Source organism: Polynucleobacter sp. (assembly GCF_044342855.1).
Taxonomy (GTDB): domain Bacteria; phylum Pseudomonadota; class Gammaproteobacteria; order Burkholderiales; family Burkholderiaceae; genus Polynucleobacter.
The window spans coordinates 1-20826 of sequence record NZ_JBIIPA010000031.1 but is presented as its reverse complement, the minus strand read 5'-3'; the positions used below and the strand labels follow the sequence as shown (position 1 = coordinate 20826).

General features: G+C 46.7%; 25 protein-coding genes and 2 tRNA genes. 12 read left to right on the top strand and 15 right to left on the bottom strand.

Annotated elements, in window-relative coordinates:
- Positions 1-220 (top strand): hypothetical protein (locus tag ACIQZ3_RS09350; RefSeq protein ID WP_397392502.1); only part of this gene is annotated, 220 nt, incomplete at its 5' end.
- On the opposite strand, the gene ACIQZ3_RS09345 is transcribed toward ACIQZ3_RS09350, so the two are convergent.
- Positions 180-268, bottom strand: a tRNA-Leu gene (locus ACIQZ3_RS09345). The two genes, ACIQZ3_RS09350 and ACIQZ3_RS09345, sit on opposite strands and share 41 nt — an antisense overlap.
- Positions 269-401: 133 nt before the next feature.
- Between ACIQZ3_RS09345 and ACIQZ3_RS09340 the strand changes: the two genes are divergently transcribed.
- On the top strand, positions 402-2867 hold the full coding sequence (locus ACIQZ3_RS09340) for a penicillin acylase family protein (protein ID WP_397392500.1): 2466 nt from the start codon (positions 402-404) through the stop codon (positions 2865-2867).
- Between the two features lie 71 nt (positions 2868-2938).
- Complete coding sequence (locus ACIQZ3_RS09335; protein ID WP_397392498.1) at positions 2939-3346, top strand: surface-adhesin E family protein; 408 nt, start codon at positions 2939-2941, stop codon at positions 3344-3346.
- A gap of 96 nt (positions 3347-3442) precedes the next feature.
- Here the strand turns inward: ACIQZ3_RS09335 and ACIQZ3_RS09330 are convergent, their stop codons facing one another.
- The gene (locus ACIQZ3_RS09330; RefSeq protein WP_397392496.1) at positions 3443-3691 is read right to left on the bottom strand and encodes a hypothetical protein; all 249 of its coding nucleotides are present in this window, start codon (positions 3689-3691) and stop codon (positions 3443-3445) included.
- Positions 3692-3806: 115 nt separating this feature from the next.
- On the opposite strand from ACIQZ3_RS09330, the gene purU reads away from it, so the two are divergent.
- Complete coding sequence (gene purU / locus ACIQZ3_RS09325) at positions 3807-4661, top strand: formyltetrahydrofolate deformylase (protein ID WP_397392494.1); 855 nt, start codon at positions 3807-3809, stop codon at positions 4659-4661.
- 8 nt (positions 4662-4669) lie between these two features.
- Here purU and soxA read toward each other — a convergent pair whose 3' ends face one another.
- The 7 genes from soxA to ACIQZ3_RS09290 all read right to left on the bottom strand — a co-directional run bounded on the left by soxA (position 4670) and on the right by ACIQZ3_RS09290 (position 9421).
- Entirely contained in the window at positions 4670-5338 is a 669-nt protein-coding gene (gene soxA, locus ACIQZ3_RS09320) for a sulfur oxidation c-type cytochrome SoxA (RefSeq protein WP_397392492.1), read from the bottom strand.
- Between the two features lie 113 nt (positions 5339-5451).
- On the bottom strand, positions 5452-5781 hold the full coding sequence (locus ACIQZ3_RS09315; protein ID WP_397392490.1) for a thiosulfate oxidation carrier complex protein SoxZ: 330 nt from the start codon (positions 5779-5781) through the stop codon (positions 5452-5454).
- Positions 5778-6242 carry a SoxY-related AACIE arm protein gene (locus ACIQZ3_RS09310; protein ID WP_397392488.1) on the bottom strand — a complete coding sequence of 155 codons (465 nt, stop codon included), beginning with the start codon at positions 6240-6242 and terminating at the stop codon, positions 5778-5780. The genes ACIQZ3_RS09315 and ACIQZ3_RS09310 overlap by 4 nt, the downstream gene beginning before the upstream one ends.
- 24 nt (positions 6243-6266) lie before the next feature.
- Entirely contained in the window at positions 6267-6716 is a 450-nt protein-coding gene (gene soxX, locus ACIQZ3_RS09305; protein WP_397392486.1) for a sulfur oxidation c-type cytochrome SoxX, read from the bottom strand.
- A gap of 15 nt (positions 6717-6731) precedes the next feature.
- Entirely contained in the window at positions 6732-7904 is a 1173-nt protein-coding gene (locus ACIQZ3_RS09300; RefSeq protein WP_397392484.1) for a molybdopterin cofactor-binding domain-containing protein, read from the bottom strand.
- On the bottom strand, positions 7901-8962 hold the full coding sequence (locus ACIQZ3_RS09295; protein WP_397392482.1) for a molybdopterin cofactor-binding domain-containing protein: 1062 nt from the start codon (positions 8960-8962) through the stop codon (positions 7901-7903). Before ACIQZ3_RS09295 ends, ACIQZ3_RS09300 begins: the two co-directional genes overlap by 4 nt.
- 9 nt (positions 8963-8971) lie before the next feature.
- Positions 8972-9421 (bottom strand): (2Fe-2S)-binding protein, encoded by a 450-nt coding sequence (locus ACIQZ3_RS09290; protein WP_397392480.1) that lies wholly within the window; start codon positions 9419-9421, stop codon positions 8972-8974.
- A gap of 133 nt (positions 9422-9554) precedes the next feature.
- Here ACIQZ3_RS09290 and ACIQZ3_RS09285 point away from each other — a divergent pair, with 133 nt between their 5' ends.
- The 6 genes from ACIQZ3_RS09285 (at position 9555) to ACIQZ3_RS09260 (ending at position 14466) form a co-directional block, all read left to right on the top strand.
- Positions 9555-9908, top strand: a complete 354-nt coding sequence (locus tag ACIQZ3_RS09285; protein WP_397392478.1) for a CidA/LrgA family protein — start codon at positions 9555-9557, stop codon at positions 9906-9908.
- Positions 9905-10630, top strand: a complete 726-nt coding sequence (locus ACIQZ3_RS09280) for an LrgB family protein (RefSeq protein WP_397392476.1) — start codon at positions 9905-9907, stop codon at positions 10628-10630. Before ACIQZ3_RS09285 ends, ACIQZ3_RS09280 begins: the two co-directional genes overlap by 4 nt.
- 268 nt (positions 10631-10898) lie before the next feature.
- Positions 10899-11780: a Bug family tripartite tricarboxylate transporter substrate binding protein gene (locus tag ACIQZ3_RS09275; protein WP_397392504.1), complete on the top strand. Its 882-nt coding sequence runs from the start codon at positions 10899-10901 to the stop codon at positions 11778-11780.
- 47 nt (positions 11781-11827) lie between these two features.
- Positions 11828-13417 (top strand): gamma-glutamyltransferase family protein, encoded by a 1590-nt coding sequence (locus ACIQZ3_RS09270; protein WP_397392474.1) that lies wholly within the window; start codon positions 11828-11830, stop codon positions 13415-13417.
- Between the two features lie 355 nt (positions 13418-13772).
- The gene (locus tag ACIQZ3_RS09265) at positions 13773-14066 is read left to right on the top strand and encodes an ADP-ribosyl-(dinitrogen reductase) hydrolase (RefSeq protein WP_397392472.1); all 294 of its coding nucleotides are present in this window, start codon (positions 13773-13775) and stop codon (positions 14064-14066) included.
- 55 nt (positions 14067-14121) lie between these two features.
- Positions 14122-14466: a hypothetical protein gene (locus ACIQZ3_RS09260; protein ID WP_397392470.1), complete on the top strand. Its 345-nt coding sequence runs from the start codon at positions 14122-14124 to the stop codon at positions 14464-14466.
- Here the strand turns inward: ACIQZ3_RS09260 and ACIQZ3_RS09255 are convergent.
- From ACIQZ3_RS09255 to ACIQZ3_RS09230, 6 genes are all read right to left on the bottom strand, one after another.
- Positions 14463-15788 carry an ATP-dependent RecD-like DNA helicase gene (locus ACIQZ3_RS09255; RefSeq protein ID WP_397392468.1) on the bottom strand — a complete coding sequence of 442 codons (1326 nt, stop codon included), beginning with the start codon at positions 15786-15788 and terminating at the stop codon, positions 14463-14465. The genes ACIQZ3_RS09260 and ACIQZ3_RS09255 overlap by 4 nt on opposite strands.
- Before the next feature lie 19 nt (positions 15789-15807).
- Positions 15808-16578, bottom strand: a complete 771-nt coding sequence (locus tag ACIQZ3_RS09250) for an SUMF1/EgtB/PvdO family nonheme iron enzyme (RefSeq protein ID WP_397392466.1) — start codon at positions 16576-16578, stop codon at positions 15808-15810.
- Between the two features lie 62 nt (positions 16579-16640).
- Positions 16641-16716, bottom strand: a tRNA-His gene (locus tag ACIQZ3_RS09245).
- Positions 16717-16780: 64 nt separating this feature from the next.
- The gene (gene dusA, locus ACIQZ3_RS09240; protein WP_397392464.1) at positions 16781-17863 is read right to left on the bottom strand and encodes a tRNA dihydrouridine(20/20a) synthase DusA; all 1083 of its coding nucleotides are present in this window, start codon (positions 17861-17863) and stop codon (positions 16781-16783) included.
- Positions 17864-17952: 89 nt separating this feature from the next.
- Positions 17953-18201 (bottom strand): hypothetical protein, encoded by a 249-nt coding sequence (locus ACIQZ3_RS09235; protein WP_397392462.1) that lies wholly within the window; start codon positions 18199-18201, stop codon positions 17953-17955.
- A 79-nt stretch (positions 18202-18280) separates the two neighbouring features.
- Positions 18281-19192: a pseudouridine synthase gene (locus ACIQZ3_RS09230; protein WP_397392460.1), complete on the bottom strand. Its 912-nt coding sequence runs from the start codon at positions 19190-19192 to the stop codon at positions 18281-18283.
- A gap of 114 nt (positions 19193-19306) precedes the next feature.
- Here ACIQZ3_RS09230 and ACIQZ3_RS09225 point away from each other — a divergent pair, with 114 nt between their 5' ends.
- Positions 19307-20080: a sulfite exporter TauE/SafE family protein gene (locus ACIQZ3_RS09225; RefSeq protein WP_397392458.1), complete on the top strand. Its 774-nt coding sequence runs from the start codon at positions 19307-19309 to the stop codon at positions 20078-20080.
- Positions 20081-20193: 113 nt separating this feature from the next.
- A complete protein-coding gene (locus ACIQZ3_RS09220; RefSeq protein ID WP_397392456.1) occupies positions 20194-20619 on the top strand; it encodes a universal stress protein in 426 nt (141 codons plus the stop codon).
- Positions 20620-20826: the final 207 nt, after the last annotated feature.

Here is a 20826-nt window from a genome sequence, read left to right as displayed (position 1 = left end):
CCTCCAGCAGAATATGAAGCATACTATTACCAGCAGCAAAAGCAGTGCCAACAGCAGCAAAGCAAGATGGGTCAGAATATCGACCTTACTTAAACCAAATGGCCTCTATGAAAGTCGGGGCGGTTCAACCCTTGTCTTTACTGCTTTTTTCTCTTTAATCAGAATTAAAAAGCAATCTTTGGTGCCCGAGGCCGGAATCGAACCGGCACGACTTTTTTGAGTCGGCAGATTTTAAATCTGCTGTGTCTACCGATTTCACCACTCGGGCTCGCACGAGCAATAAAGCCGTACTAAATAAATCAAGACAAGAGAAATTTTAGCATGCGAGTGCTATTGGCGGCGGGAAGCCTGTTTTCATCAAGCTTAGGCTCTAGCTCAGGCAAACCCACTAAACTATTCCCATGAAAATACCTACACCAAGCTCAGGTCTTAAAACCCTCTTTAAAGCCATCTTTTGGCTTGGTTCTACAGCTTTGGTATTGATTGTTGCAGTTGCTGTCTTCTACCTAATCTCAGCCCAAACCAACCCCTCAGGTAAACGGATTATCAAAACTCTAGGGGATTCAGTTGCCATCACCTTTGATGAAAGTGATATTCCCCACATTCAGGCCAAAAGCTCTGCTGATGCGCTATTTGCCTTAGGTTATTTGCATGCGAGCGAGCGTTCCTGGCAGATGGAAATTAATCGCCGCCTATCGAGCGGTCGACTCTCTGAAATTCTCGGCAAAGAAACTCTAGCGATTGATCGCTTTATTCGGACCTTAGGCATTAAACATGCCGCTGAAAAACAACTTGATCGCTACCCTATTGCCACTAAACGATTGCTGCAATCCTACGCGGACGGAGTGAATGCCGGCAATGCCCACTTAGGCTGGGCGTTACCGGTGGAATACTTTCTAACTGGCTCTAAACCAGGCCATTGGTCACCCACGGATAGTGTGGCGTGGATGTTGATGATGGCACTAGATCTTGGCGGCAACTGGCATAAAGAATTGCAACGCCTTGAGCTCTCGCAATTTTTAACAACCAAGGAAATATGGGAAGTCATGCCGGCATATACGCCAGGCGAACCTGTGAGCAATGCTGACTTTGCCAAAATGTATCGGGACATCAACGTCTTTAATCCCAATCCGCTCGCCCGAGATCAAAAGTCGAAGAAATTGCCCGCAACTGAATTAGCTATAAATGAAGTACCTGGTGGTAAAGATGGCATTGGATCCAATAATTGGGCGCTTAACGGGAAGCTCACAGCCTCTGGCAAGCCTTTATTAGCGAATGACCCTCATCTGGGCTTATCGGCCCCAGCCATCTGGTACATGGCCCACTTAGAGGCCCCAGGCCTCAACGTCATTGGCGCAACCCTTCCCGGCATTCCGGCAGTAGTTTTGGGTAGAACCGATAAATTTGCTTGGAGCTTTACGAATACCGGCCCTGACGTTCAAGATTTATACATTGAGCAGCTTGATCCAAAAAATCCTGGCGTCTATCGTGGGCCAGATGGTCCACTTGCCTTCAAAGTGCGTCAAGAAATCATTGATATCAAAGGTGAATCTCCCCTGCGCTTTTTAGTCAAGGAGACTCGACATGGTCCAGTAATTTCTGAATCCTACGCACGAGCAAAGCGCGCGATTGATACCGATCGTTTTGTCCTGGCATTGCGCTGGACTGCGTTGGATATTGAGAATCAATCCGTTGCCGGTTTGCTCGATATGAATCACGCAAAAGACTTAGATACATTCAAGCAAGCGCTACGCAAAAACTATGCGCCAATGCAAAACATCGTGATGGCAGATGTTGATGGAAATATTTCGTTTCAGGCAGCCGGCGTTGCGCCTAAGCGCACCCTGCATCAAGGTCTGTATGGGGTAGCGCCAGCACTAGGCTGGGAGAAGCAATATGACTGGGTTGGCTATGTTCCTTTTGATCAACTGCCCAACAGCACCAACCCAGATGCGAACTGGATTGCTACAGCCAACCAGAAAGTAATAGCCAGCAAAGATCCCAGTCCATTGACTGGCGACTGGGATCTACCAACCCGCTACGACCGCATTGTGGATCTCATTAAAGGCAAGTCAGTACATGATCTCGCCTCCATGAAATCCATGCAGGCTGACACCCTCTCCTTAGGCGCAACACCATTACTAGAATTATTCAAGTCCGCCCAATCAAAACATCCTCTAGCGCAGCAAGCAATCGAGCTCAGCAGAAACTTTGATGGCGATATGAAAATCGATAGTACTGGCGCTCTGATATTCAATGCCTGGGCCGATCAACTATCACGCAAACTATTTTCGCGCTTAGGGTATTTGTTCAAAGAAAATTATGGTGCACGTAACTTTAGGCAGTCTTTGATATTGCAATTACAAAACACCAACAGTCCTTGGTGCAACGACCCCCAAACCGAACAGGTCGAGAGTTGTGCCGAAGCTTCAAATGCGGCGTTTGATAAAGCGCTAGACCAACTGAGTGCGCAATTTGGTAATAATCCTAAAAATTGGGCATGGGGTAATGCACATATTGCCGTCTCAGAGCATCGCCCTTTAAGCAAGGTTCCATTCCTTGGAAGCCTCTTCAATTTGACGCAGCCCTTTCCTGGGGATAGCTTTAGCATCAATGTGGGACGCCTGGAGCTTCTCAGGGCCGACAATCCTTTTGAAACTAAACAGGCCCCTAGCCTGCGGACACTCTATGACCTCTCTGATTTAGAGCAATCCCTCTTTATTTATCAAACCGGGCAATCTGGCTGGGTACAGAGCAAGCTCTACCGAAATATGAGCGCACTCTGGGCTCGCAATGAATACCTTCCCTTGCAAATGAAACCCCAAAAGATTGGTCGGCAACTAGACCTGAATATTAAGGAGAAATGAGCTGGGGAGTTTAGAATGACCCTTACGACCCTAGATTGAGCCCAACCCATTTAATGACAACGCTACCTATTATGCAAAAAGTACACGCACTCACTATTTTTACCGCACTCTCCTTATTGCCTTTCTCCAGTAGCTTTGCTGAGTGGAAAGAATTGGGGTCCAATGAGGTCATGGTGGTTTATATAGACCTAGATACCGTTAGTACTTCTGGTGAAAAAACCCAAATCCTATCGATGCTAGATTTTAAAAAGCCTGGTATGAATCCAAAAACCAAGCAGCCTGTTAGCTCAATCATTGGCATTAATGAATACAACTGTCCAGCCATTAGCTATCGCCCAATCGAGTACAAAGAGTTTGCAGGGAGCAAAGGTAGCGGCAAGGTAGTTTCAGATAACAAAACTCCCAATAGTCAATTTGAGCCTGTTGTAAGCGAGTCTTGGACTGCTGGAGTATTTAACGTTGTCTGCCAGCGCAAATAATCAACGCCTTTTGACTACCCAGCTCAGTAGATCAAACCCACTGGGTTGGTCTGCTTTTTGCATTTATTGGGGATCTATTCTTGGGATTGCCTTTCTCTATGTCAATTTAATTGGATGCGCTGCGCCCTTACTCGCCTTGGGAAGTTCTGCTACTAGCGTGGCCAGCTCGGCTGGGACCGCCGCCGTATCCGTAGCAGTAGCCAACCCTTCAACAGCAGCTAGTACAATTTCCACAGCAACTACCGGGAAATCCCCTCTTGAGCACGTGGCTTCAGCGGCAACTAAGCAAGACTGTAATTTTCTGAATGCCTTGGGACCAAAGCCTATATGTTCGGATATCCCCATTCCCACAATCACAGATAAGAGCGAGCCCTATCCAGGGCTAGCAGATAGCCTCCCCGCTCCTAAATAAGCAGCCTAAAATTGCCTTTGTTAAGCAATCCTTTCCCTTACAGATATCATGACTACAGAAAATTACTACCTGACACTGACCTGCCCAAATCGACCAGGCATTGTTGCCGCCGTTTCGACCTATATTTTTGAATTAGGTGGCGACATTGAAGATGCTCAACAATTTGATGACAAAGCTTCTAAACGCTTCTTTATGCGTGTGAGCTTTAGCTGCAGTGTTGATAGCAACACTCTGAGAGCTGGCTTTGTAGAAATCGCCAAACACTTTGACCTCACTTGGGACTTGCGTGCTGTAAAAGATTTGAAACGTGTGTTGATAATGGCCTCTAAGCTAGATCATTGCTTAGTAGATCTTCTCTATCGCTGGCGCATTGGCGAATTGCCAATGATCATTTGTGGAATCGTTTCTAACCATCCGCGGGAAGTGTATTCCAGCATTGATTTTGCAGATATTCCCTTTTATCACCTGCCGGTAACAGCACAGACCAAGCCAGCACAAGAAGCAAAGCTTTTAGAAATTGTTGCTGATTCAAAAGTAGATATGGTGATCTTGGCGCGTTACATGCAGATTCTGTCGGATGACTTATCTACCAAACTATCTGGACGCTGCATTAACGTTCACCACTCATTCTTGCCAAGCTTTAAAGGCGCCAAGCCTTATCACCAGGCTCATGCACGCGGTATTAAATTGATTGGCGCAACAGCACACTTTGTTACCAGTGATTTGGATGAAGGTCCGATCATTGAGCAAGACGTCACGCGCGTTACCCATGGCGACACTCCAGAAGACTTGGTTCGTAAAGGCCGAGATTTAGAACGTGCCGTGCTATCACGCGCCCTTCGCTATTACTTGCATGACCGTGTTTTGATTAACAGTGCAACTTCTGTAGTCTTCTCAGACTAAGCTGCACCTTAAGGGCGAACTCCTGGAGTTTCCAGGGGCATTCCCCTTGCCCTCCACATCAGGAATAGCTCTAACTGCGCCATTTCTAGCGAGCCGTATTCAAACTGCTTGGCACGCACCCCACTCATACAGTTACGTAGACGTCTCTGCAAAGATCCCATGGTCTGCCATTCGATGCGATAAATTGGGTAAGCGTTTGGATGCCCCTGAGGAATAAGACTTCCCCCCAACTTCAATCCAGCATGATCTTGGTGACATTGGGCGCAGGATAAATTCAACTGACCCATTCTTTCATTAAAAAACTGACGACCTTGTTGCAGATTTTTTTTATTCTGAGGCGTTTCTTTAATTGCAATCGGCAACCCCTTGGATTGGGTTGCTACAAATGTCGTTAAGGCTAGAAGTTCTTTACTCTCATAGGCGAATGCTGATGCCCCTTGCCTTGATGTGCGACATTGATTGATTTGCCCCTCTAAGGTCTGTAACCTTCCTTTTTGCACCTTAGGGAACTGCGTTGCTACTCCAGCCATCTTCTGACCACTATCACCGTGACAGGATGCGCAAGACGCATTCCGTTTGCCGACCTTTTCTTCCCAAAGACTATGGCCATCCATCACCCAAAACATGGCAGGGTTGAGATTGGGATCATCTTGCATTGCTTGATTCTCTGGGGTCATTAGCTGATAGCTAGATTGCCGAGCATCCTTGGGCGGTTCAAGCGCTAGGCAGGACTCAACTCCAATTAGGATTGCCAATACCGGCAATAAGCGACAGCAGAAAATCAGAAGGCTCACGAGACGGTAATTTGCGCTTGATTTACCGCTTCATAGCCATCATCCCCAACCCATTTGAACTCGAGTGTTCCTGAGGCTACTGCCACGGTTGTGAAGATGATGAGGGGGTTCGCCCCAATGCCGGGATAAAAATCCGCCCTGAAGACTTCTTCACCGTTGTATTGACAAGTAAAGAGGCGAATGATGTCGCGAGGAATCCGTTTGCCACCTTCTGAATATCGATAGCCCGTCTCCATATCATGTTGAGCGATTGCCCTAATCTCAATAATCGAATCTTTTTTTGCTTGGGCTGGCATGGTGATGCCTGTGCGAGAGGTCTTACTCATACCATCTCCGTACAAGCAGAAAGGGTTACCAAGGTATCAGCATAGCCTTGCCAAAAACTGCCGTCACTCATTTGGGCAACTGCCCATACCCTTTGCGAGTCAGCCAACCTCACGCGAGTAGTTAATTCAGCACGGCCAGATCGGGGCGTGAAATACGCAGTAAAAATATTAGGAAGTGGATTGCCCTCTGCAATCACATGGACCGCTTTCACATAATCATTTGCCGTCATCGGACTCTCTATAGATAGCTTAAGCACCACCAAGTTGCCACTTTCTACTAAAGGTGGGATTATCAACTTCACTCGGCCATCCCGAATGGGGTTTGAGCCAACAATTTTTGCAATTGCCTCCATTGCTTCTAGCTTTTTAGCCAGAGCCAAACTCGGAACTATCCAACTTGATATACCCAAAAGACCAAGTACAGATAAGTACGTTCGTCGACTTAGCTTTAAATCAGTCATATTCATTTCGTCATCTTTAATTAGTTATTGATGGGGTTTGGATTGAAGGCTTACTAGGAAAGCGACAACATCTTCGATCTCTTGACCGGTGAGAATGGTTTGATCGACAAACTTAGGAGCCACCCGATTCAATCCAGTAGCCCGGTAGTACGCCGGCATGATGCTTGCTGGATTAGAGCGACTTGGATCCACTAAGCGCGCCCGTAATTGGGCTGGAGTGGAATGACCCACACTAGCACTTAAATCCGGCGCCAGATTGCCCTGAAAGCGCTCTTCTGGAAATGGCCCGCTGTGACACAGCAAACACAAACCAACTTGACGACTAGCCACGATGGCACGCCCCCTAGAAACATCGCCCGGAGAAGAAGTAAGGGGATTCACAATCGAATCCCCTACCCAGGTTTGGGAGAATGCTGAGCAAGGCAGGAAAAGAGTTGATGTTCCTAGCAATACTGCTGCTAGCGCTCGCCTCATTCCTGCTTGCCTCGCTTAAACCAACTTGATGCCACTATTTTTCAATGGAACAGTGCGCAAGCGCTTACCTGTCGCACGGTAAATCGCATTCAGAACAGCTGGCGCTGCAACCGCAATCGTTGGCTCACCAACACCACCCCAGTCCTTACCGCCACCTTGGATGATGATGGTTTCTACCTTAGGCATCTGAGACAGACGAATCGAGTTAAAGGTGTCAAAGTTCTTCTGCACGACCGCGCCCTTCTCAATCGTAATTTCTTCCTCAAAGAGAGCGGACAGGCCGTAAACAAATGAACCTGAAACTTGACGAGCAACCTGCGCAGGGTTCACTACATAACCTGGATCTGTAGCAGCCACAATGCGATGAATTTTTACCTCATTGCCATTGGTGACAGAGAGCTCGCAGGCAGCAGCAACATAACTACCGAATGAACGCATCTGCGCAAGACCACGGAACACGCCAGGCTTAGCTGGTTTGGTCCAACCAATACCATCAGCCACTGCATTTAGAACGGCGACAGCACGAGGATATTTCTCCATATGCTTACGACGGAACTCTACTGCATCCATACCGGCTGCTTCAGCCATCTCATCCATAAAAGTTTCTAAGAAAATGGCATTTTGGTTGACGTTGACCCCGCGCCAGAAACCTGGTGGCACGTGTGTATTACGCATCGCGTTGTCAATCATGAGATTGTCAAAGCTATAGGTAATGCCATGCTCACCATCAGGATCGAGACCTTGGAATACCACAGGATCTTTACCCTTATTGGCTGCAACAACTGCTGGACGAACAGCCGCCAAAATAGATTGGCCAGACAAGCGCATGTTAAGACCAGTAATATTTTTCTTGTCGTCTAAAGACGCAGTCATTTTGCACATCATCACTGGGTGATAGCGACCTTGTGTCATGTCTTCTTCGCGAGTCCAAATCAATTTGATTGGAGTGCCTGGCATTTGCTTGGCAATATTGACAGCTTGCGTTGTGTAGTCTTGGAAAGCACCACGGCGACCAAATCCACCACCGAGATTTGCCTTGTAAGCATTACATTTTTCTGCTGGCAAACCGGATGCCGCAATGACAGCCGCAAGAGTAGCTTCACCATCTTGTGTAGGAACCCAAGCTTCGCAAGATTCTGGCGTCCACTTTGCATTAGCCGTTTGTGGCTCTAATGTCGCATGGTTCAAGAATGGATAAAGTAAGTGGCCTCAATAGTTTTGGCGGCCTTACTAATTGCTTCTTTGGCATCACCATTGGAGTTACCCACAAATGCATCATTTGCAGTAAGACCTTCTTCTAACATCTTCTTGATAGAAGCACTTGAAACATCGCCATTGGCACCGTTATCCCAAGTAATGTTGACCGCATCTATACCCACCTTAGCCTGCCAGAAGGTTTCTGCAACTACAGCAACCGCAGAGTCACCCACCTGAACAACCTTCTTCACACCCTTCATGCTTGAGGCTTTAGCAGCATCGTAGCTTTTGACTTTGCCGCCAAACACTGGAGACTCTTTAATAGTCGCTACCAGCATGCCAGGCATTTTCAAATCAATTGCATAGATCTGCTTACCTGTAACCTTATCGGCAACACCATCAATACGGTTAACTGGCTTACCAATCAGCGTCCACTCTTTAGGATCCTTTAATGGAACATCTTTTGGCACCTCTAATTGAGATGCCGCAACAGACACTTTTCCGAAAGTAGTTTTGCGTCCAGATGGAGTGTGTGTAATTACGCTATCTTTAGCAACGCATTCTGATGCAGGAACATTCCATTGATTTGCCGCAGCCTGAACCAGCATGATGCGAGCAGCTGCGCCACCCTTACGAACATACTGTTCAGAGGTACGAATACCGCGGCTACCACCAGTGGAGTAACTACCCCACGCCTGCTTACGCTTGAGACTCTCAGCTGGAGATGGGTACTCATAAGATACTTTTTTCCAGTCGCACTGTAATTCTTCTGCAACCATCTGGGCTAAGCCAGTAATTGTTCCCTGACCCATTTCAGAGCGCGCGATACGGACAACGATGTCATCGTTGGGCTTCACCACAACCCACACACCAATTTCTGGTGTTGTAAGCGGCGCCATAGAAGTAGTGCCGGTACCCATTGCAGCATTGGCTGCAGAGATGAAAGAAAAGTCGAAGCCGATCGCCAAGCCAGCCGCAATAGCGCTAGACCCAACAATGAAGTGGCGACGTGAATTATTTGTAACTTCTGTATTAATAGTTTTAGTCATGATTACCCCTTATGCCTTGCTCACAGCATGAATAGCATCACGCACTTGTTGGAAGGTTCCGCAACGGCAGATATTCGTTACTGCAGCATCAATCTGGGCATCAGTAGGTTTTGGAGTATTACGCAATAAGGCGGTAGTTGCCATCACCATACCAGACTGGCAGTAGCCACATTGGGGTACTTGGTTGTCGACCCACGCTTTTTGCACTTTTGAAAGTTGGCCATTTTTTTCCAGACTCTCGATTGTTTCAATTTTCTTACCTTCAGCTGCGCTCACTGGAATCATGCAACTACGAATTGCCTGACCTTCAAAAAGCACTGTGCATGCACCGCATTGGCCTACACCGCAGCCATATTTAGTGCCTGTTAAACCGACATGATCTCGTATCACCCACAACAAAGGGGTTTCTGGAGCAACATCCACCTTGTACTTTTTACCATTGACGTTTAAGTCGGCCATGAGCGCTCTCCTGAGTATTTTTAAGATTTAAGCCCTATCCATAAGATAAAGACCCTGCTTTTGTTGTGATTATCTTTACCAAGAATTCACTTGTTGCTTTGCAACATTTATTGCGGGGCAGTAAGATCGGGCTATGATCTCCGGCCTTGTCCAAATCCTCCTATTCCAAAGCCTAGGTGAGCTTGTCTCCAAGTTCGCTCTACCCACCCTTCCGGGCCCTGTTATCGGCTTAGTGCTGCTAATTATTTGGCTGGTACTACGCAAGGGAATCAATCATGAGCTAGCCATGGTGGCAGATGGTTTTAGCCAGTATCTTGGGCTTTTATTCGTGCCGGCAGCCGTGGGGGTGGTGTTATTTCTACCCCAACTCAAGGCAAATGCTCTAGCCATTGTGAGTGCCTTGGCGGTCAGCGTGATTTTGACGATTGCTACTAGTGCGGTAGTTGTCCGCTTTTTGAGCGCAAAGCCAAAAGAGGTGGACTTATGAATGAAAAGCATTCCATCGTCGAAATTTGGGTTTACCTCTCAGGCAGCCCCCTATTTGCCCTCTTTATTACTTTGGCCGCCTATCAAATTGGTCTTTTGATTTATAAGGCCACCAAGCAAAATCCCTTAGCCAACCCAGTAGCAATTGCCATCATTCTGGTGGCCAGCACGATTCAGTTTATTGAGATGCCCTACTCCACCTATTTTGAAGGTGCGCAATTTATCCACTTCTTGCTAGGCTCAGCAACAGTCTCTTTAGCAATACCTATTTATAGAGGCTTAAGCAGTTTGAAGGGCCGATCCCTTCCTTTGTTAGCGTCGTTACTTACAGGTGGGCTGATTTCAATTATTAGCGCTGTAAACATTGCTAAATTATTCGGGGTGGACTCCAGCATTACTGGTGCCATGTATCCGAAGTCCGTTACCGCACCAATTGCCATGGGTATTGCCGAGCGAATTGGCGTATCCCCAACCTTGACGGCTATCTTTGCTGTCACTACCGGAATACTTGGGGCTATTTTGGCACCGTTTATTCTCAATGCACTGGGCATGAAAGCGTGGTGGCAGCGCGGCTTTGCAATCGGTATTGGCGCCCACGGTATTGGCACTTCGCGTGCATTTAGCATCCACCCGGAGGCAGGTACCTATGCCAGTCTTGCTATGGGTATGAATGGTGTTATTAGCGCAGTAGCCATTCCAATTCTGTATCACGTCTTTAATTAGCAAAGCTAATGCAACTTTATAGGGATATAGTTGGTCACAGTGCACCAAGAACGCTCATCTGCTCCCTTATTAGCCCCATGACTCAGAGCAAAGACACGAGTTTGCTTTAAGCTGACTTTATGTAGCATCCCCTTACCTAGCACCAAAGAACACTGACATGAACATCATTCAATACCGACTTGGCCAAATCCTAATAGGAACACTCTTGGCAACTGGTGTCTGCACTTCAATAGCGGCTGCATCAGATGCTGATTAGCCCAAGAAACCCATCGTAGCCATTCTGCCCTTTCCTGCCGGTGGCTCTACCGATGTTTTTGCGCGATCAATAGGCGTTCCTCTTGGGGAGGCCTTAGGTCAAGCAGTAGTCATTGACAACAAGCCTGGTGCAGGCGGAATGATTGCGCTAGGTGCAGCGGCCAAGGCTTCACCCGATGGCTACACACTTCTCTTTAGTGCGCTGACCAATCAGTCGATTTCTTATTCACTCTTTAAAAATCCTCCAGCGGATTTGACCAAAGACCTTGTGCCTGTTGCACTGGCGGGAAGCATCCCGCACCTCATTGTGGTTAACCCATCCGTACCAGCAAAAAATTTACCAGAACTTATTGCGTTTATTAAATCCAAGAAGGGTGATTTCAATTACGCCTCTCAGGGTAATGGCAGCCTTTCTCACCTAGAGGCAACTCTATTTATGCAACGCATTGGCGCCACTGGTACACATATCCCTTATAAGGGGAGCGCGTTTGCCTTACCGGATTTAATCGCGGGCAATACACTCATGATGTTTGATAGTGTTACTGCATCGCTGCCACATATTCAAAGCGGCAAGTTGCGTCCGATCGCAATTGCTGCGCCAGAGCGCTCACCATTAATGCCCAATGTTCCAACTCTTGGTCAAGATGGCATGAAACAGTTTGATGTTGAAAACCTCTATGCTATCTACGCACCGAAGGGGACCTCTCCCGCAATTGTGGCGAGACTCGAAAGAGAGATTCGGAAGATTTTGACTAATCCAGACTTTAAAACTCGCCTTGCAAATCAGGGGATTCATCCGCAGTTTGCTAATTCAGAACAGCTGGCTATCATCACTCAATCCGAGCAAGACAAATGGGCAAAGATCGTCAAATCTGCAAACGTTAAAATCGACTGATAACGCGTTAGCCCTGCACACACACTTTTATTGAATAGATTAGATCCATGTTGATTTCCCCACCCTTTGGCGGCGGTTGCGCCCCAGTATTAGCCAAGAATGCCGTTGCTAGTTCACAGCCTTTGGCTACTCAAGCTGGTATTGAGGTTTTGCAAAATGGTGGCAATGCGGTTGATGCAGCTTTAGCTACAGCAATCACACTCACCGTAGTTGAGCCCACTATGAATGGCCTCGGTGGCGATGGCTTTGCACTCATCTGGGATGGCAAGAAACTCCATGGCATGAATGCCTCTGGTCGCGCCCCAGCCGCCTGGACTCCAGAGCACTTCTCTGGCAAAGCGGCCATGGATTTAATTGGTTGGAATACAGTAACCGTGCCGGGCATGGTTTCAGGATGGATCGAGTTATCTCGCAAATTTGGCAAGTTGCCTTTTGCGCAACTCTTTAAGCGCGCAATTGACTATGCGGAAAATGGCTTTCCGGTCTCGCCCGTCATTGCTCGCCAGTGGCGTGAGGCGATTCCGATTCTGAAAAATCAACCGGGCTTTAGTGATTCATTTTTAATTGATGGCAAAGCGCCTACTGCTGGCCAAATTTGGCGTTATCCTGCGCAAGCTAAAACGCTTCGCGAGATTGCCGACACCGAAGGTGAATCTTTTTACACGGGCAAACTTGCTCAAAGCATGGTCGACTTTGCACAAAGTGCTGGCGGTTGTTTCACCATGGCTGACTTTGCCAATAATCAAACCGAATGGGTTGAGCCCTTAGCTTTTGATTATGGCGATTACACTCTCCATGAAATTCCTCCCAATGGCTCTGGCATCGTTGCACAAATAGCGCTTGGTATTTTGCAGGCGGCCAACGTTAAGCAATATCCAGCCAACTCAGCACAGCGTATTCATCTTCAAGTAGAAGCCATGCGCATTGCCTTTGCTGATGCCTATGCCCACGTATCGGATGCTAGTACGATGAAAGTGCCTACTAGCGCCTTGCTAGATAGAGATTACTTGGCTAGTCGTGCTGCTCTGATTAATCACAATCAAGCGGGAATACATGGTGCTGGGGATCCCCATGCTGGTGGTACTGTTTACCTCTGTGCTGCAGATGAATCCGGCATGATGATTTCTTACATTCAGTCCAACTTCAAAGGCTTTGGTTCAGGTGTTGTTGCCCCAGGCGGTATTGCACTCCATAACCGCGGCATGAGCTTTAGTTTGGTAGATGGCCACCCCAATCAAGTTGCACCAGGTAAACGTCCTTTCCACACCATCATTCCGGCATTCCTCACCAAAGGCGATCAACCTGTGATGGCATTTGGTGTGATGGGTGGCAATATGCAGCCACAAGGACACCTTCAGTTTGTGATGCGCTTTGTAGATGAGTACCTCAACCCGCAAGCCTGCTCAGACGCACCCCGCTGGAGAATTGATGATGTGGGCAAGCTCACTGTTGAGAGTTCAATGCCGGCCTCTGTAGTTGAAGGACTAAAAGCGATGGGGCATGAAGTGACTGTGATGCCAGCAAATAGCTTGGACTTTGGTAGCGCTCAGGCGATAGCGCTATTAGGCGAAGAAACTAAAGATGCCTATATCGCTGGTAGCGATCATCGCCGCGATGGATTAGCGGCAGGCTTCTAAGGAACTCACCACTCTAGAAATTTGTCATCTAGATTCGGGAATTCACCAAGAATCAAATGGTCATCGCTATTCCTGGCAATGGCTTTTGAACTTTTACTCCATTCCGCCCTGGGCACCCTCTGCCCCCGAGACAACAACTTCGAAGTACTACCCTTCGAGCCAGTGCGCTCATCATTTTTACCAAGATCTTTTTTCATATAAATAAATAAGCAGGAATATGAGAAATTTTAACGGCGGTTACCGTTCATTTCTCTTGAATTCAATTCCACCCCTTCAATCATGGGTTATGTAATCCCATCACTTTTAGAATTTCTCTATTTGGTAAAATTTGTATATACAATATAGGGGCAAGAGTATGAAAAATCTGGTTATTAGCTCAGCAATTGAAGGAAAATTAACCCTCAAACACCAGATTACCCGCCATGATGTAGAGCAGTGTTTTATTAATAGAGCCCGATCCTACCTAATTGACAACAGACTTGAACACCAAACAGAGCCTCCGACAGAGTGGTTTATCGCAGAAAATGATCGAGGAATTCCAATAAAAGTAGTTTTTATATTTGATGATGGGCTTATTTACTTAAAAAGCGCATTCCCACCAAATTCAACTGAAATTCGTATATACAATACAATATCAACACCTTACTAAAAGTATCATTTCTGTGAAAGTAACGAAATATTAAAACTCAAGAGCGAGGAAAGCGATGATCGCAAAAAGTAAGAAGGTAAAAATTGAAAATTCTGCGGAGGCCTGGGAAAGTGGTCAGCTAGGTGGTGACATCAAGCATGCGAGAGCTGTTGATAAAAAAATCGGCACTCAAATTGATGAGGCGCTGGGGCTACAAATGATCTCCATCAGACTGGAGCAGGACTTGATTGAATCTTTTAAGCTCTTGGGCACCAAATACGATATGGGCTACCAACCTCTTATGCGTGAGGCCTTAAAACGATTCGTAGAGGGTGAATTTAAGCTAATTGCCAGCGAAGCACTGGAAAAGCAGCGGGCTGAAAAACAAAAGAGTAGTAAGAAAATGGCAAAGGCAGCTTAACTAGGCAAACAGTTCAGATAAAAACGCTTCACCTCTTGGTCGCAGCTTACATCCTTGGGTTGGATTGGGCGCTCAAGGGTGATACCCTCAATTGAGGTACAGCGACTCAGGGCCACATAGACCTGCCCTGAGGCAAATGCTCCTGAAGATAAATCGACTTTGATCTTATCGAGAGTTTTGCCCTGACTCTTATGAATAGTGACAGCCCAAGCTAGCATTAACGGAATCTGCACAAAGGTACCAATAACATTTGGCGAAATCCTTCCAGACATCATGTCATGGTCGTAGCGATAAGATTCCCACTGATGACCTTTGACTTCAACTGTATTTGAGTAAGGACCGTTCTGCACCATCACCTTTACTGTATTGGGTAGCAATTCACGCACTACCCCGATGGTGCCATTCACCCAACGCTTAGGAAAGTTGCTATCTGTTGCCGTAAACATCACCTTAGCCCCAACCTTCAGGGTTAAATGATTAGGTGACGGTAAATTACGATCATCCACATTGAACTTACCGGTGCTATTGCCGGTGTAGACCTTGGCATCAGTGGTTAATGCTCGTAGGCCCGCACCATTAATTTGGTCTGCGCGCGCATTGGTTGTAGTTAAGGTGATGGTTTGTTCATCAGCCTCTTTTTTGGTTTCGAAACAAACCGCATTTAAGGTGTCGAGTGCTTCGTCAATATCTTGATTGATGCGGATTTGATTGAGTAGGCCTGCAAAGTGCGCATCTTTTTGACGGAAGATCTTGGATAACTCCACCATGGTCACATCTTTACGATGCAAGGCCATGGCACAGAAGAAGTATGGTCCTTCGTATCCGCGCTCAGCGAGCACTTGCATATCAGCATTGGAAACCACGGGAGGTAACTGGAATAAGTCCCCCACAAACATCACCTGAATGCCGCCAAAGGGTTGGCTCTTGTGTGGGCCATTGGCGCGCAGAAATAAATCCATCGCATCGACAACATCTGCCCTCACCATGGAGATCTCATCAATGATGAGCAGGCGGATGTCTTTATAGAGGCGCTTGTCTTTTAAGGGCTTGATATCCTCTTCTGGAAATATCAAACGGGGTGGCAAGCGAAAGAAAGAATGAATCGTGACACCCTTCACTTGTAGCGCGGCCACACCAGTTGGCGCCACTACCACTACATTGCCGGGAATGTTCTCTCGCAGGTAACCAATCAAGGTTGTCTTGCCAGTACCCGCCTTACCGCTGACAAAAATATAAGGGTCGTGACGGTCAATGGCGTCAATTACGTCCTGGTATTCAGGAGTAATTTCAATGGCAGATGGATCGACTACGGGATTGGTCATCCCCTATTGTTTCATGGGATCAGTTAACGCAGCGAAAGCCTATATAAACTACCCCAATATCAGCCGGCTTAGACTCCACATCAGTCTCTTTTTGTCTTTCGGGGCCATACCACCACGAAGCACCACGAGTAATGAAGCCGCCATTGCGCTCCGTGGCAGTCCACTCCCAAACATTGCCACCCATATCGAGCAATCCATTCACGCCAGGCTTCGTAGCGCCTACAGGCACATGACCAGTGCCGCGGTTTAATGCACCTGCTGGCGCCACACCCTTGTAGTCACCACATCCACTTAAACAATGCGATACCTCTGGAGTAGCTCCGCCTGGAAACGGATAGCGCTGACCTTTAGTGAATCCGACTTGAGGAGCCTCTCTTTGCTCCAGAAAAGCTGCAGATATCCACTCAGCTTCAGTAGGCAAACGCTTGCCATAGAAGCGACAGATAGATGCTGCTTCTGCTTGATTGAGATGCACCGCAGGCTCACTCGCTTTTGCAGGAACACCATAAGGCGTTTTCCAAGTCCAGCCAGGTTTCTTGACAAAGCCTGCTTCATAAGAAAGTCCACCGCCGTTTTTCTCAGCCTGACTTACAAAGCCAGTAGCATCAGCAAACGTTTTCACATCGGCAATCGTCATCTCGGTTTGATCCCAAGACACAGCGCCGATTTTTACAACAGGAATGGTTGATGCAGGGGCACTCGTCGCAGTGAATGGCCGCAACATGAAATACAGTGCAATAACGGAGAGTAATAATCCAAAGAGAATAGCAAGAAAGTTGAATTTTTTCATGGATGAAATCTAGAAAATAAAAAAGCCCCACAAAGGGAGCTTTAGGATACTGCAGTATTCGGTGGGGCGAACGACGGGGCTCGAACCCGCGACAACCAGAATCACAATCTGGGACTCTACCAACTGAGCTACGTCCGCCACTGAAGACATAGATTATAGCTTTTGAGGCAAAACCCTGTCAAAAATGGCTTAGATGCGGGGTTTAGGCGCCTTCAAACTCAAACGCAGCCCAATTCCCAAGGCACAAGCTCGCATCGATAAAGAAATCCAAAATGGCCGCTTTGCTTTGAACTTTAGCCAGGGCATGGTGATCTGACAGTCGTTGACGCCAATAACGTGAGCCCGCTCTGCCATGGGCTAATCCAAGGATATGCCTTGTAAATACCCCAATATAAAAAGGTTTGCCTTTAGCTTGGCACTCATCAAACCAAGCCTGCACCTGCTTCACCAATGCAATCTGAATACGATGCCATTCGGTCTCGCTAAAGAGATAGCCTGCAGCATCTCCATCCGTATTGATCATGTCATCCCAACCCAAGAGAAGCGCTGGAAAATGATAGGCTGCCCTGCCGACCATAAAGCCATCAAAGTCATCCCAATGGCCAGCAATTTGATCATTGGTTTCTAGTCCGCCATTGAGCAAGACTTTTAGATTCGGAAATTGTTTTTGAGCATCGAGCCGAAGCTTGGCTGCTACCTCATAACGTAATGGTGGTTTGCTGCGATTTTCTTTAGGAGATAAACCTTTGAGAACGGCATTGCGCGCATGAATAGTCACCTGACTTGCACCAGCATCTGCTACAGCAAGAATGAAGTTCAGAGCAAATTGATAATCCACTTCAGAATTGGCAGCATCCATCGAATCCAAGCCAAGACGATGTTTGACGGAGATCGGAGTATCAACGGCCGCCTTCATTGCTTTAACGCAATCAGCAACCAACTTAGGCTCAGCCATGAGGCAAGCACCAAAGGCACCGCGCTGCACACGCTCTGATGGACAGCCACAGTTGAGATCAATCTCGTCATAGCCCCACTGTTGAGCTAACTCAGCAGCTTTAGCTAAATCTGATGGCTCCGATCCACCCAATTGAAGGACAACGGGATGCTGGTCTTGTGAATAACCCAAATGACGTGGCACATCCCCATGAATAAGAGCGCCAGTAGTCACCATCTCGGTATAGAGAAGCGCCTCTTTTGTCAGAGTCCGATGAAAAGAACGGCAATGACGATCGGTCCATTCCATCATGGGCGCTACTGCTAAACGTTTCTTTTGGGGCTTGCTCATAGACTTCAGTAAAAGGGTAATTTAGATGCTATTTTAAATGGATAAGGGCAACCGAAGCTGCCCTTACTGATATCACTTTAGAAACTAAGTTACTTTGTGAGCTTTGCCTCTAATTCCACGGCAAGATCTAAGGCGCCCATATAGCCAGACTTGAGGTGGCTCGGCAAATCAGGGTCACCCACCATAGCGCCCAAAGTTTCCACCAAGCTAAAGACCAAGCCTTTAGCTGCGCTTGCAGCAATCGTATTGTTTGCTACAGCCCCATCAATATGATTAACTGCATCCAAGAAATAGTCATGTCCTGGAAGGCCGTCTGCCCCTAAAATTTCTTTACTCATTTGCACTTTCCTATGAAATGGTGATTTACATCATTCGTCCACTGTATAGAAATCTTCGATGTATAGGTAGAATTTTTTATCAACTGGGCAATGAAAAAATACTTAATTCTTGATTGCTAACGAAATGACGTGCATTACCAGTGATGGGATCTAGAAAAGCAACTTCCCTGGCCAACAACTGTAAGGGCTTGGAGAAATCTAAATCATATTCTTGGTATGGCGTAAGGATAGGGTAGATCTGGTCATGTCGAATAGGAATTCCCAGGCTATTGAGATGGCAGCGCAACTGGTGCTTCTTTCCACTACCGGGTGTTAGGCGATATCTAGCCCAGGGATTATTTACCTCCAGCAATTCAATCAAAGTGTCAGTATTAGCCTCACCCTCCACTTCCTGCATTTGTAGAAAGTGTTCCGACTCTTCCAGTCTACTTTGGTAGGTCATCGGCAATTTATTAATGAGCTCTTCTGAATACGGTGCAATAGCTTCATAGACTTTTTTGACTGCGCGATCTCTAAACAGATTTTGGTATTGCGCTCGTTCTTTCGGATTCACTGAAAAAATGACTAAGCCCGCAGTATCGCGATCAATTCGATGAATCGGACTTAAGTCCTGAATAGCAGTTTTTTTCTTGAGGCGATTGAGCAGAGTTTGGTGCAGATAAAGACCGCTAGGTATGACTGGTAAAAAATGGGGTTTATCGGCAACCAGAATATGCTCATCCTGAAATAGGATCGTTTCCTCAAAAGGAATTTCTGGCTCTCGAGCTAAGCGCCTGAAATACAATAAATGCGTATTCGGAAGGTAGGCATCATTAGCCTGGACTGGAAGTCCATCCGCAGTCATCACCAGGCCTTCTTCAAAACGAGCTTCCCACTCATCTTGATTAATATGCGGGAAATTGGCAATAAAGAAGTCCAGCAAACAGGCATGGTTCTGCCCAGCAGGTAAATACACCCTTGATGAGGATACCCCTTCAGAATTGACTTTCATATGGGCTAGATTATCCAATCAATCCAGCTGGAGCAGCAATCTGAATGTATCCCAATAAAACCCCTCTAAAATAGGTCGGCACCACTTAAAAGAACTAGAAGAACAATAGACACTATGCTTGAACTCTCCGCTTTCGACCTCAGCTTATTGCTGGCCTGCGCTTTATTTGCGGGTTTGGTTGACTCCATTATTGGTGGCGGAGGAATGATTCAGGTGCCCGCCCTTTTTGCAGTATTACCAGGCTTCCCGCCAGCTACTCTGCTCTCTGTGAACAAATTTGGCTCCATTGTGGGAACCATTGGTTCAGCCATTCAGTACAGCCGGGCCAATAAGACCCCCTGGAACTTGGTGATCATCTCCTCTTCATTCGCTTTTATCGCCTCAGTCGCCGGAGCCTATCTTGTTACTCAATTACCGACAGAGTGGCTTAGGGGTGCACTACCATTTTTATTAATAGCACTGCTGATCTTTAATATCAAATCTAGCGCCGGCCTAGTTCACGCACCAAGACATGATCACCACAAACAAAAAGCGATTGCCTCTACTGGTGCCGGCATCATTGGTTTTTATGATGGCTTCTTGGGTCCAGGAGCCGGCGCCTTTTATAAGCTCCTCTATACCCGCGTGTTGGGATTTGATTTCTTGCGCTCTGCAGCGCCAGCAAAGTGTTTGAATATTGCCTCTAATCTCGGTGCGTTATGTGTGTTTTTCTATCTTGGTTATTTTGATTGGAAACTGGGCTTACTCATGGCCAGCGCCAATCTTGTAGGCGGCCAAATTGGCACCAAGATTGCAATCAAACATGGAAATGCCTTCATACGTAAAGGCTTCTTTATTTTGGTGACCATCCTCATCATCAAAACCTTCTACGATGCTTTTCTTAAATAACCACTTAATCAATATATAAATAGATTAGTAGGTTATTCGTAGATTTATAAGTATTTAAAGAGTAAATTGAACGTATCGAACTTTAGTTTATTTACTTTAAAAATGAGGGTGTTATGAAAATTCTATTACCGGTTGACGGCTCTAAATCTTCACTTAATGCAGCAAAGTATGTTGGGAAGTTAGTCAAAGACTTACGTAGTAAAAGCACAGTCACATTGATTAGCGTCCACGATGATATTGGTCTTGGCCATGTAAAGCAGTTCGTGGCTAATGATGTGATTGATGACTACCTCAAAGAAGTGAGTGAGAAAGAGCTTAAAGCAGCTCAAAAAGCACTAGATACTGCAGGTGTAAAGTACAGTGCAGTAATCAAGCGCGGCAACGTTGCCGAGGAAATCCTTGCACTTGCCACAAAGGGAAAGTTTGATCTCATTGTGATGGGTTCAAAAGGTAGAACGGGCATTATTGATGCCCTTATGGGTTCAGTTGCTCAGAAGATCAGTAATACAGCTAAGCAGCCTGTTCTATTAATCAAGTAAGTACGTACGTAACTTAATCATCAGATTAACTTCAATAGGCCGTCCACGTGACGGCCTTTTTATGGACTTCTAAATGAGTCTTTTGCTTCTCTTATTTGCCCCTGGAATTTTTGCCGTGTACTGGCTGATTCGTCTGCAGATATGCCTATCTAGAGCTCGTTATCTAGTGGATACCTATGGCATGGATCGCAAAAAATTACGCAAGTT

Coding starts and splice junctions, on each gene's coding strand:
- ACIQZ3_RS09265 (WP_397392472.1), top strand. CDS start 13,773: ATGAAAAATCTGGTTATTAGCTCAGCAATTGAAGGAAAATTAACCCTC.
- ACIQZ3_RS09230 (WP_397392460.1), bottom strand. CDS start 19,192: ATGAAAGTCAATTCTGAAGGGGTATCCTCATCAAGGGTGTATTTACCT.
- purU (WP_397392494.1), top strand. CDS start 3,807: ATGACTACAGAAAATTACTACCTGACACTGACCTGCCCAAATCGACCA.
- dusA (WP_397392464.1), bottom strand. CDS start 17,863: ATGAGCAAGCCCCAAAAGAAACGTTTAGCAGTAGCGCCCATGATGGAA.
- ACIQZ3_RS09280 (WP_397392476.1), top strand. CDS start 9,905: ATGAATGAAAAGCATTCCATCGTCGAAATTTGGGTTTACCTCTCAGGC.
- ACIQZ3_RS09310 (WP_397392488.1), bottom strand. CDS start 6,242: ATGACTGATTTAAAGCTAAGTCGACGAACGTACTTATCTGTACTTGGT.
- ACIQZ3_RS09270 (WP_397392474.1), top strand. CDS start 11,828: ATGTTGATTTCCCCACCCTTTGGCGGCGGTTGCGCCCCAGTATTAGCC.
- ACIQZ3_RS09250 (WP_397392466.1), bottom strand. CDS start 16,578: ATGAAAAAATTCAACTTTCTTGCTATTCTCTTTGGATTATTACTCTCC.
- ACIQZ3_RS09255 (WP_397392468.1), bottom strand. CDS start 15,788: ATGACCAATCCCGTAGTCGATCCATCTGCCATTGAAATTACTCCTGAA.
- ACIQZ3_RS09335 (WP_397392498.1), top strand. CDS start 2,939: ATGCAAAAAGTACACGCACTCACTATTTTTACCGCACTCTCCTTATTG.
- ACIQZ3_RS09290 (WP_397392480.1), bottom strand. CDS start 9,421: ATGGCCGACTTAAACGTCAATGGTAAAAAGTACAAGGTGGATGTTGCT.
- soxA (WP_397392492.1), bottom strand. CDS start 5,338: ATGACCCCAGAGAATCAAGCAATGCAAGATGATCCCAATCTCAACCCT.
- ACIQZ3_RS09260 (WP_397392470.1), top strand. CDS start 14,122: ATGATCGCAAAAAGTAAGAAGGTAAAAATTGAAAATTCTGCGGAGGCC.
- ACIQZ3_RS09225 (WP_397392458.1), top strand. CDS start 19,307: ATGCTTGAACTCTCCGCTTTCGACCTCAGCTTATTGCTGGCCTGCGCT.
- ACIQZ3_RS09285 (WP_397392478.1), top strand. CDS start 9,555: ATGATCTCCGGCCTTGTCCAAATCCTCCTATTCCAAAGCCTAGGTGAG.
- ACIQZ3_RS09220 (WP_397392456.1), top strand. CDS start 20,194: ATGAAAATTCTATTACCGGTTGACGGCTCTAAATCTTCACTTAATGCA.
- ACIQZ3_RS09295 (WP_397392482.1), bottom strand. CDS start 8,962: ATGACTAAAACTATTAATACAGAAGTTACAAATAATTCACGTCGCCAC.
- soxX (WP_397392486.1), bottom strand. CDS start 6,716: ATGAGGCGAGCGCTAGCAGCAGTATTGCTAGGAACATCAACTCTTTTC.
- ACIQZ3_RS09235 (WP_397392462.1), bottom strand. CDS start 18,201: ATGAGTAAAGAAATTTTAGGGGCAGACGGCCTTCCAGGACATGACTAT.
- ACIQZ3_RS09340 (WP_397392500.1), top strand. CDS start 402: ATGAAAATACCTACACCAAGCTCAGGTCTTAAAACCCTCTTTAAAGCC.
- ACIQZ3_RS09330 (WP_397392496.1), bottom strand. CDS start 3,691: ATGGGGATATCCGAACATATAGGCTTTGGTCCCAAGGCATTCAGAAAA.
- ACIQZ3_RS09315 (WP_397392490.1), bottom strand. CDS start 5,781: ATGAGTAAGACCTCTCGCACAGGCATCACCATGCCAGCCCAAGCAAAA.